8 protein-coding genes are annotated in these 8,936 nt (G+C 56.8%); all 8 read right to left on the reverse strand.

The genetic code is table 11. The features are described from left to right. Window positions 1–700, reverse strand: a 700-nt coding sequence (locus AB4043_RS11925; RefSeq protein ID WP_442307129.1) for a complex I subunit 4 family protein, incomplete at its 3' end; no start/stop codon positions are given. Window positions 701–709: 9 nt separating this feature from the next. Further along, complete coding sequence (nuoL, locus tag AB4043_RS11930; RefSeq protein ID WP_442301775.1) at window positions 710–2,584, reverse strand: NADH-quinone oxidoreductase subunit L; 1,875 nt, start codon at window positions 2,582–2,584, stop codon at window positions 710–712. A 1-nt stretch (window position 2,585) separates the two neighbouring features. After that, the gene (gene nuoK, locus AB4043_RS11935; protein ID WP_442301776.1) at window positions 2,586–2,894 is read right to left on the reverse strand and encodes an NADH-quinone oxidoreductase subunit NuoK; all 309 of its coding nucleotides are present in this window, start codon (window positions 2,892–2,894) and stop codon (window positions 2,586–2,588) included. Then, window positions 2,782–3,402 (reverse strand): NADH-quinone oxidoreductase subunit J, encoded by a 621-nt coding sequence (nuoJ, locus tag AB4043_RS11940; RefSeq protein ID WP_442301777.1) that lies wholly within the window; start codon window positions 3,400–3,402, stop codon window positions 2,782–2,784. The genes nuoK and nuoJ overlap by 113 nt, the downstream gene beginning before the upstream one ends. Window positions 3,403–3,537: 135 nt before the next feature. Further along, entirely contained in the window at window positions 3,538–4,491 is a 954-nt protein-coding gene (gene nuoH / locus AB4043_RS11945) for an NADH-quinone oxidoreductase subunit NuoH (RefSeq protein ID WP_442301779.1), read from the reverse strand. Further along, complete coding sequence (nuoG, locus tag AB4043_RS11950) at window positions 4,488–7,196, reverse strand: NADH-quinone oxidoreductase subunit NuoG (RefSeq protein ID WP_442307130.1); 2,709 nt, start codon at window positions 7,194–7,196, stop codon at window positions 4,488–4,490. The genes nuoH and nuoG overlap by 4 nt, the downstream gene beginning before the upstream one ends. 2 nt (window positions 7,197–7,198) lie before the next feature. Next, window positions 7,199–8,470: an NADH-quinone oxidoreductase subunit NuoF gene (gene nuoF, locus AB4043_RS11955; protein ID WP_442301781.1), complete on the reverse strand. Its 1,272-nt coding sequence runs from the start codon at window positions 8,468–8,470 to the stop codon at window positions 7,199–7,201. A gap of 8 nt (window positions 8,471–8,478) precedes the next feature. Continuing rightward, window positions 8,479–8,936 (reverse strand): NADH-quinone oxidoreductase subunit NuoE (gene nuoE / locus AB4043_RS11960; RefSeq protein ID WP_442307131.1); only part of this gene is annotated, 458 nt, incomplete at its 5' end.

Consider the following 8,936-nt stretch of genomic DNA (forward strand, 5'->3'; position numbering starts at 1 on the left):
GGAATGGGAACGCGGGCAGCTTCACCGCAAACCCAACGAAGAATCCAAGCATCAGTAGACGTGCTGAACGGGGCGACAACGGTGTGTTGAGCAGATGTTCGTAATCGAAGGTGAAAACGCCAGTCGCGTGCTGGTGGAGAACCGCCAGCGAAATAATCGCTATCAGCATCAGCAGACCGCTAAGCTGCGTGAAAAGAAAGAACTTCGTTGCAGCATATATCCGCCGTTCGTGACCCCATATGGCGATCAGCAGGTACATTGGCACCAGCATCAGCTCCCAGAACAGGTAGAAGACGAACAGGTCCGCAGCCAGGAACACACCGGTTATGCCTGCCAGCACCCAAAGCAGATTGAAATGGAAGAAACCAACTCGCTGCCGGATCTCCGTCCAGGACGAAAGAATGGCCATGATGCCTAGAAAGTAGGTCAGGACCAACAACGCCAGGCTAAGACCATCAAGGGCCAGATGGAAACGGATACCAAACTGCGAAATCCAATTTAAATTGCATTCTTCCAACCAGCGGCGCGTCGCCGGCTGCGACTGCCCAGTGCGGGTAATCCACAAACCGATGGTGACCGCCAGATTTGCTCCCACGCTTGCCACGGCGACCCAACGCGCTGCTGTTATATGTCGACGGGCGACGATCCCCGATGAGATACCGCCGACGAGAAGAATCAAAATCAGGCTGAGCAGGATCATCACGACACCTCATCGAGCAAAGAATGCGATCGCAAGGATCGCGGCAGTTCCCATAGCAAGTCCCATTGCATACCGGCGCACACGCCCAGTCTGCATCTGCCGCGAAGCACGATAGCCAAGTACGGCAATCTGCCCCAAGCCACGGACCGGCACATCCACAATGTCGCTCTTGTTCTTCCGAATCAGCCATTGGAGCGGGCGGACGAACAGCCGGTCATACACTTGGTCGAAGCCAAACCCTGCGAGGCAGAGCTTCGGCAGGAAACCCTGAGCGGGCACACGCGAACGCTGTGGTCCATAGAGAAGGTACGCCAGCGCAAGGCCGAGTCCGAACGACAAACTGGCGCAGAGCGCCGTAATGCTCTCGGTGATCGGCCCTATATGAACTTCCTCGAGCGGAGGCAATGCGCTGCTTAGAAAATTCGAGAGTGCCGGTGCGCCGCCAAAGTGTGGAGGAGTATCCACATATCCACCCATGAGCGATAAAACACAAAGTGCGACCAGGACGATGCGAACCAGGAGGCCGCTTTCCGCTTTGACGTGTGACTGCTGCGGGCCATAGAACGCCAGCGAAATCAGTCTGAACGTGTAAAGCGAGGTAAGCATAGCTCCCGTCATGCCTGCGATCCAGAACAACACATTTCCATTTGGACCCGCCCAGGACTGCCACAAGATGAGGTCCTTACTGAAAAAGCCAGCGGTGATCAGCGGCAGGCCTGCCAGCGCCGATCCGCCAATCACGAACGACCAGAATGCGAGTCGCAGCTCGAAGCGGAGCCCGCCCATGCGGTAGAGGTCCTGCTCGTGTACCGCATGAATGACGACTCCGGCAGCCAGAAAGAGGAGTGCCTTAAAGAACGCGTGCGTCATAAGGTGGAACATGGCCGCCGACCAGGCGCCCAGTCCAAGCGCGAGGAACATGTAACCGATCTGACTGATGGTGGAGTACGCAAGCACGCGTTTCATATCCCGTTGGGCAAGTGCGCTGAAAGCCGCCAGAAGCATCGTGGCGGTTCCAATGATCGCCACAGCAAGCTGGACAGGAGGAGCCAGCGTAAAGAGCACATGCGTACGTGCAATCAGATACACTCCCGCGGTCACCATCGTCGCGGCATGAATGAGTGCACTCGTCGGCGTGGGGCCGGCCATCGCGTCCGGCAACCAGGTTTGAAGCGGTAGCTGCGCGGATTTACCGACGGCTCCTCCCAGCAGCAGCGCTGCCGCCGCCACCGCGATGCCACTGCCCGAGCTCCACTGTACTAAGGCACGATGCATCAACTCCTGAATGTCCAGCGTTCCCAATCGGGTAAACAAGAGGAACAGCCCCACCGCGAAGGCGGTATCTCCAACCCGAGTCACGATAAAGGCTTTACTCGCGGCGCGAACGTTCACTGGATCCCGATACCAGAAACCGATCAGCAGAAAGCTGCAGAGTCCGACACCTTCCCATCCCAAGTACAGCAGAAGCAGATTATTCGCTAACACAAGTGTGATCATCGACGCCGCGAAGAGGTTCATGTAGGCGAAGAATCGCGCGTACCCTTCCTCCTCACGCATGTACTCAACGGAATAAAGATGAATCAGGAAGCCGACAAACGTAACAACCAGAAGCATAAGAAGCGCAACAGAGTCGAGATAGAGCGCGATTTCGGATTGGAATCCACCGCTACTCATCCACGTCCACAAGTGCTGGACATAAGCGTTGCCAGCAGGTGGCGACGTAATGAACTCTGCGCCGATCAACAAAGTAAGGGCTGCGGAAAATCCAATCGAACCTGCCCCGGAGATTGCGATGATTCTCCGGGACAACCGGGAACCGAACAGCGCGAGCAAGCCAGCGCTTGCAAACGGAACGGCGGCAACAAGCCACAGCAGTCGAAACATATCAGCCTCTCAACTCACTGGCCGCGTCCGCATCCAATGCGGCGTGCCGCTTGTGATACAAGAGTACGAAGCCGAGCCCGACTGAGACTTCGGCTGCCGCCATTGCGAGAATGAACAGAAACATTACCTGACCGTCCGGTTGCCCCCAGCGGGAGCCGGCCGCGACAAAGGCGAGGCCGCTCGCATTGAGCATGATCTCAATGCACATGAGCGTGAAGATCAGGTTGCGTCTCGTCAGAAGTCCGGCCAGACCCAGCGCGAACAAAATCGCTGCCAGAATCAGCGCGTGCTGCATCGGTACCTGTGGCATGTCGCTCCTCCTCCCTCGTAATTTCACGGTGTCCCAGATGACATGCGCCAACTAACCCCGCCATCAACAACAGGGACACGAGTTCGACCCCGATCCAATAAGTCCTGAATAGCGCCACGCCGACCTGCTTTGGACTCACTGCGTTCGTCAGCGAAGGCGTACTGCCGGATGTCACGGCGCAGTAAACCAGCTCTGCCAACAAGATCACGGCGAGAGTGGAAGGCCCATACCAGTTTCGAGGTCTCAGCCACCCGCGTTCCACTTCCATAGCGTGCTCAGCGACGTTGAGCATCATTACGACGAAAACAAAGAGCACCATGATGGCGCCCGCATAAATCATGACTTCAAGCGCTGCTACAAAAGCCGCTCCCAGAACATAGAAATCCACGGCGATGGCAAGCAGTGACACAACCAGGTAGAGCAGTGCGTGGACCACGTGACGCCGCGAGATGGCAAGCAGTGTAGCGATGACGGCAATAGTACCCGCGAGATAGAAAAGTGTGATCATGGCTCATCTTCAAGGCATCAGGCTGTGAGAGTCGACGGGGGCAGCCTCTGGATACTGAACGGTCACACGTCGTGCAAAAGTGTGCAGCAAAACCATCCACAAAGAACGCACGAGACTAAGCACGGGGGACCTCCTTTATGCCCGGGCAAGCACAACAGCCCCGGTTACCAACAGATTCAACAATGCCAGGGGTAACATCACCTTCCAGCCCCAGGACATCAACTGATCAAATCGCGGCCTGGGAAGCGCCGCACGAAACAAGATGAATAGACAGATGAAAAACATCGTCTTTGCAGCAAACCAGAGCGGCCCGGGCAACACAGGCCCTAACCAGCCTCCGAAGAAAAACAACGCAATGCTCGCCGAGATCAGAATCACACCGATGTATTCCCCGACGAAGAACATGCCGAACTTCATACCGGAGTACTCTGAGTGAAAGCCGGCAATCAATTCGCTCTCCGCTTCCGCAAGATCGAATGGCAGCCGACGCGTCTCCGCCACGCCAGCGATCAGGAACAGAACGAAGCCGAGGAATTGAGGCACAATGAACCACATCCCGCGCTGCGCTTCGACGATATGCGAGATTCGGAACGAACCGGCCAGGATCACCACGCCTAACAGGGATAAACCCATGAAGACCTCGTAACTCAACATCTGCGCGGCAGCGCGGATGCCACCAAGCAGCGAGTACTTGTTGTTCGACGCCCAGCCCGCCAGAACAATGCTGTAAACGCCCAAGGAGGACATCGCCAGGAGAAACAGGACTCCAACGTCGAGGTCGGCAATGACAAATCCAGAAGCAAAAGGCACAACCGCGAACGAGATCAGTGCGGTAGCAACGATGATGGCGGGCGCGATAACAAAGACGGGCTTGTCCGCAAAGGGTGGAATCCAGTCTTCTTTGGTGAACATCTTTACCGAGTCGGCTACCACCTGTCCTAACCCAAATGGGCCGACACGATTGGGGCCATATCGGTCTTGCCACAAGGCAAGCAGACGGCGCTCCACCCAGATCAATCCAGCTGATAGATTGAGCACCACAAACAGAACCACCGCAATGATGACAAAGGGAAAGAGATTCCGCATCATGGAGCACCTCTGGATGGTTCAGCCGGGATCGGTGCAAGCCTGCAAAAAGCCGGCAGAACGATACCCTTGGCTGGCGACAGTCCAGCGGGCAAGCCGGCGACACCGCGAGGCAGGTCGGCTCGCAACATGACCTCTAGTTCGAAGAGCGACCCTTCAATGGATACTTTGATCCGCTCGCCCGCGCTCACCCCACTCTGCGAAGCCTCTACTGGATTCAACGCCACATAGGGGTGCGGGGACAGTTGAGCGATGCCCTGTGCGCGGAGGCTCAATTCCTCTGAACCGAAGATGTGAAAAATCGGGACCAGCATCCACAGGTCCGGCTGCCGCTGAAATGCCGCGGGAATCATAGAGCAATACTTCCAGCTCCGTTCAAGAGATGGCTCAATCAGACGGATCCCGGGATCACCGCCGCGTAATGGACCGCCTACCTCGGTTTGAAATTTATTGACCGATTGAATGGAGTTCCAACCGGGCGCCCAGAAAAAAGGAATCAACGAAGGCGGAGCCAATTCAGGCCCGGACTCCATCGAGAACGCCAGGGCAGAATCAGGATCGTCAGGCGGTTTTGGCTCATGCACGCTGATATTGGCTAGCATCGCAGTGCGACCGCTGTACCGGTTCGGCTCGCGTGCGATCTTGCCGCCGGCTTTCCGGGATGGAGCAACTCGTGGAATCGATGCAAATACGGGCATTTCTGAGGCCATAGCCGCAGTGAGACCGTCGAGGTTCTGCCACTGTGCCCCGTTCTCAGGGTCCGCTGCAATCGCTCCTTCGCGTAACCATCGCCAGCTTTCCTGCACGTCGGTGCTGGGATCGAACACCTGGAAGTGCCGCTGGGCGCGCCCTTCGTTATTCACGATCGTTCCATCAGATTCAGCATAGGTACCTACGGGCAATACAAGTTCGGCTGCCTCTGTAGTGGCGTTATCCAGATGATCGAGCACGACAAGGTGGCGGGCACCTTTCAGCAGGGATGACACCACGTCTGCTGGGCCACGGCGAAACAGATCATTCTCCAGGACGACCAGCGTGTTTGTCGGTTCGCTTTTGATCGCGGAGACAGCTTCTGAGAGTGGACGGGGCGCCATCAACGCGAGACCAAGACTGTTACACTCCGGCGCCGTGAAGCTGAGAGCCGCGTGGCGCCCCACCTTGCACAGCGCCCATGCAACCTGCGCTGCCGCTTCTATGACACTTTGACTGCCGCAGCTTGTACCGGAAACAACCAACGGGTGCTGCCCGCCAAGCAGCGCTGAAGCTATATCCGACGCCATTTTCTCCAAATCCGGTAGTAGCCCCGTCACGACGGGAGCATCGGGGTCGATCGCGTGGGCGACARCGAAACCCAGGCGAGCCAGATCATCTGGCGCGGCACAATATGTCGCCGTCGCGATGTCGTCCAGCTTCGTCGCGTAAGAAGAAGCAATGTAGAGCGGCCCCTTCTCATCCTGCACAGCCTCGCGCACCGAATGGTCGAGCCACTCAGGAATGTGCAGTTTCTCCGCGATCTGCATGGGGGCCTGACGCACAGCCTGACGTAGCCGCAAAGCCATAATCGGCGCGACGTTTGTGACATCCTCGCCGAGCACGAACACAACATCCGAGTGCTCCACCTCATTAAGGGACGGTGATCGCGCCGGCCCCTCGCGCAGAATGCGGAGCATGGTCGAAAGAAGCTGCAACTCATGATCGGAAGTTCCAGCGAAGAACTGATCGGGGCCAACCAGTGTGCGCAGTGCGAAGTTGCCCTCGAGGGAAGCCCGTGGTGATCCGATACCGAACACTTTGCCCTCGCGCAGTATGGCGGCGAATCGTTCCAATGCCTCACTTTTCGTTGCTGCTTTACCGTTTAGCAGTGGATGGCGAATTCTCTGATTGCTCTCCACAAACTCATAGCCAAACCGTCCACGATCGCAAAGAAAGTACCCATTCACCTCGTGGTTATAACGATTCACGATGCGGCGCAGCGTGCCATATCGCTCGCCGGCAGTAGTATTGCAACCAAGCCCGCAGTGAACACAGATCGACGGCGCCATCTGCAGGTCCCACTTGCGTGTGTAGTGGCGCTTGAGTGTTGCGTCGGTAAATACACCCGTCGGGCAGATCTCAACCAGGTTCCCGCTGAACTCGTTTTCAAGAACGCCGTCTTCGTGGCGTCCAAAGTAGACCGTGTCGCGCAGATGAAACGCGTTCAGGTCGTCACCACCCGCGTATTCGCGATAAAAGCGCACACATCTCTGGCATTGGATGCAGCGGTTCATCTCATGATTCACCAGCGGACCGAGATACTGATTGCGAAACGTTCTCTTGCCAAAGCTATAAACGCGTGACCGGTGTCCGGTCATGACCGTCATGTCCTGCAGGTGACACTCCCCGCCTTCGTCGCAGACAGGACAGTCGTGCGGATGGTTCTGCATCAAACCCTGAATAACACCGGCGCGAAAGGCCGCGGCTTCAGGATCGATGATGGAGATGCGTGTGCCCTCGGCAGCGGGCGTCATGCAAGCCATGACGAGCTTGCCGGCGGTGTCTTGCTCGTTGCGGAATTGCTTAACAGCGCACTGGCGACACGCACCCACCGAACCCAATGCTGGATGCCAGCAGAAATACGGAAGGTCATACCCCAGCGAAAGACAGGCGTGCAGTAGATTCTGTTTCGGATTCACCCGTCTAAGCTTGCCGTCAATATAAATAGTCGCCATAGTCATCTCCAGGGACACCGATGTTCGTCGATGTGCCGGCGAAAATCTTCAGCGAAGTATTTGAGCGCGCTCTGCAGGGGCTCGACTGCTCCCGGTGCAAGAGCGCAGAAAGTATTGCCTGGAGCAAGAAATTTCGTCTGAAACATCAGCGTCTCCAGATCACGAGCGCTCCCGCGGCCTTGCTCCATTGCGAGCAGAAGCTTCTCCGTCCATGCCAGCCCGCTCCAACACGGGGTGCACCAGCCACACGATTCCTGCGCAAAGAAGTGTTCGAGATTCCAGACCATGCCGACGGGACACGTCTGGTCGTCCAGCACGACCATAGTTCCCGTGCCCAGTCGGCTTCCAACCTTCTGCACATTCCCGTAGTCCATCGGAGTGTCCAAATGCTCCTCTACAAGAAAGTCCGTCGACGCTCCGCCCGGAAGCAGTCCGCGAAAACGCAAGCCGTCGCGCATTCCTCCCGCATGGTTTTCGAGAATCTCACGCAGTGGCGTGCCCATGGGAAGTTCCCACAGTCCCGGGCGTTTGACTTTACCGCTGACACCAAACAGCTTTGTGCCTCCATCTTCGGTAAGGCTCAGATGTCGGAACCAATCAGGGCCTTTGTTCACGATGTGGTGAACATTGCAAAGCGTTTCCACATTCTGGACGATCGTTGGTTTTCCCCAAAGCCCGCAGACCTGAGGAAAGGGAGGCTTCGTTCGCGGATGCGCTCGCTTCCCTTCGAGTGCATTCAGCAGAGCAGTCTCTTCGCCGCAGATGTAACGGCCGGCGCTGGCATGAAGGTGGATTTCAAGACTGTAACCCGATCCGAGAATATTGCGGCCGAGATAGCCGCTTGCTTTTGCTTCGGCGATCGCTTTGGAAAGGCACTGGTTCGGGTACTCGTACTCACCGCGCAAAAATATATAGCCGATATCAGCCTCTATCGCGTATGCGGAGACGATCATGCCCTCGATCAACTGGTGTGGGTCCCTCTCCATCAACGCGCGATCCTTGAATGTCCCGGGCTCCATCTCATCGGCGTTCGCAACAAGGTATTTCGGATGCGGCGCATCTTTTCCCATAGGCACGAAGCTCCACTTCGTGCCGGTCGGAAAACCCGCCCCTCCCCGTCCGCGAAGATTCGATCTCTTTACCACTTCCGTGACTTCAGCCGGCTGCATAGTGAGTGCCTTGCGAAGCCCCTGATATCCACCGGCACGCTCGTACTCCGGAAGGCTCACCGCAGTTTTGTCAGGTCGAAAATTGCCTGTAAGAGGTTTCTCCATAGAGATGCCTATGTGTACTGCGTCAATATCTCTTCGATCTTCTGTTCGGTCAGATCTTCATGTAACGTTCCGTCGATCATCATGGCTGGCGCGTGATCACACGCTCCCAGGCAAACGATCGGCAACAAAGTAAATTGCCCGTCTGAAGTTGTGCCGCCAACCGGTGTTCCCAGCCTGCTGCAGAGGTGATCCCGCATTCTGTCAGAGCCCATGATCCAGCACGAGACGCTATCGCAAATAAGTGCGACGTGCCGTCCCACCGGCCTCCGGCGAATCAGGTTGTAAAACGTTGCTACACCGTCCAGGTTGGCGACGGAAAGCCGCAGGACTTCCGAGAGATCGCGCAGTTTTTCATCCGATACCCATCCCTGGCGCCGTTGAATGATCAGCATCGCTTCGATAGCAACGGCCTGGGTGTTTGGATAGTCGGCAAGTTTCGCGTCGATCTCCTCTCGTTCCTCAACAG

This window comes from Terriglobus sp. YAF25, from assembly GCF_052113305.1.
Classification (GTDB): Bacteria; Acidobacteriota; Terriglobia; order Terriglobales; family Acidobacteriaceae; genus Terriglobus.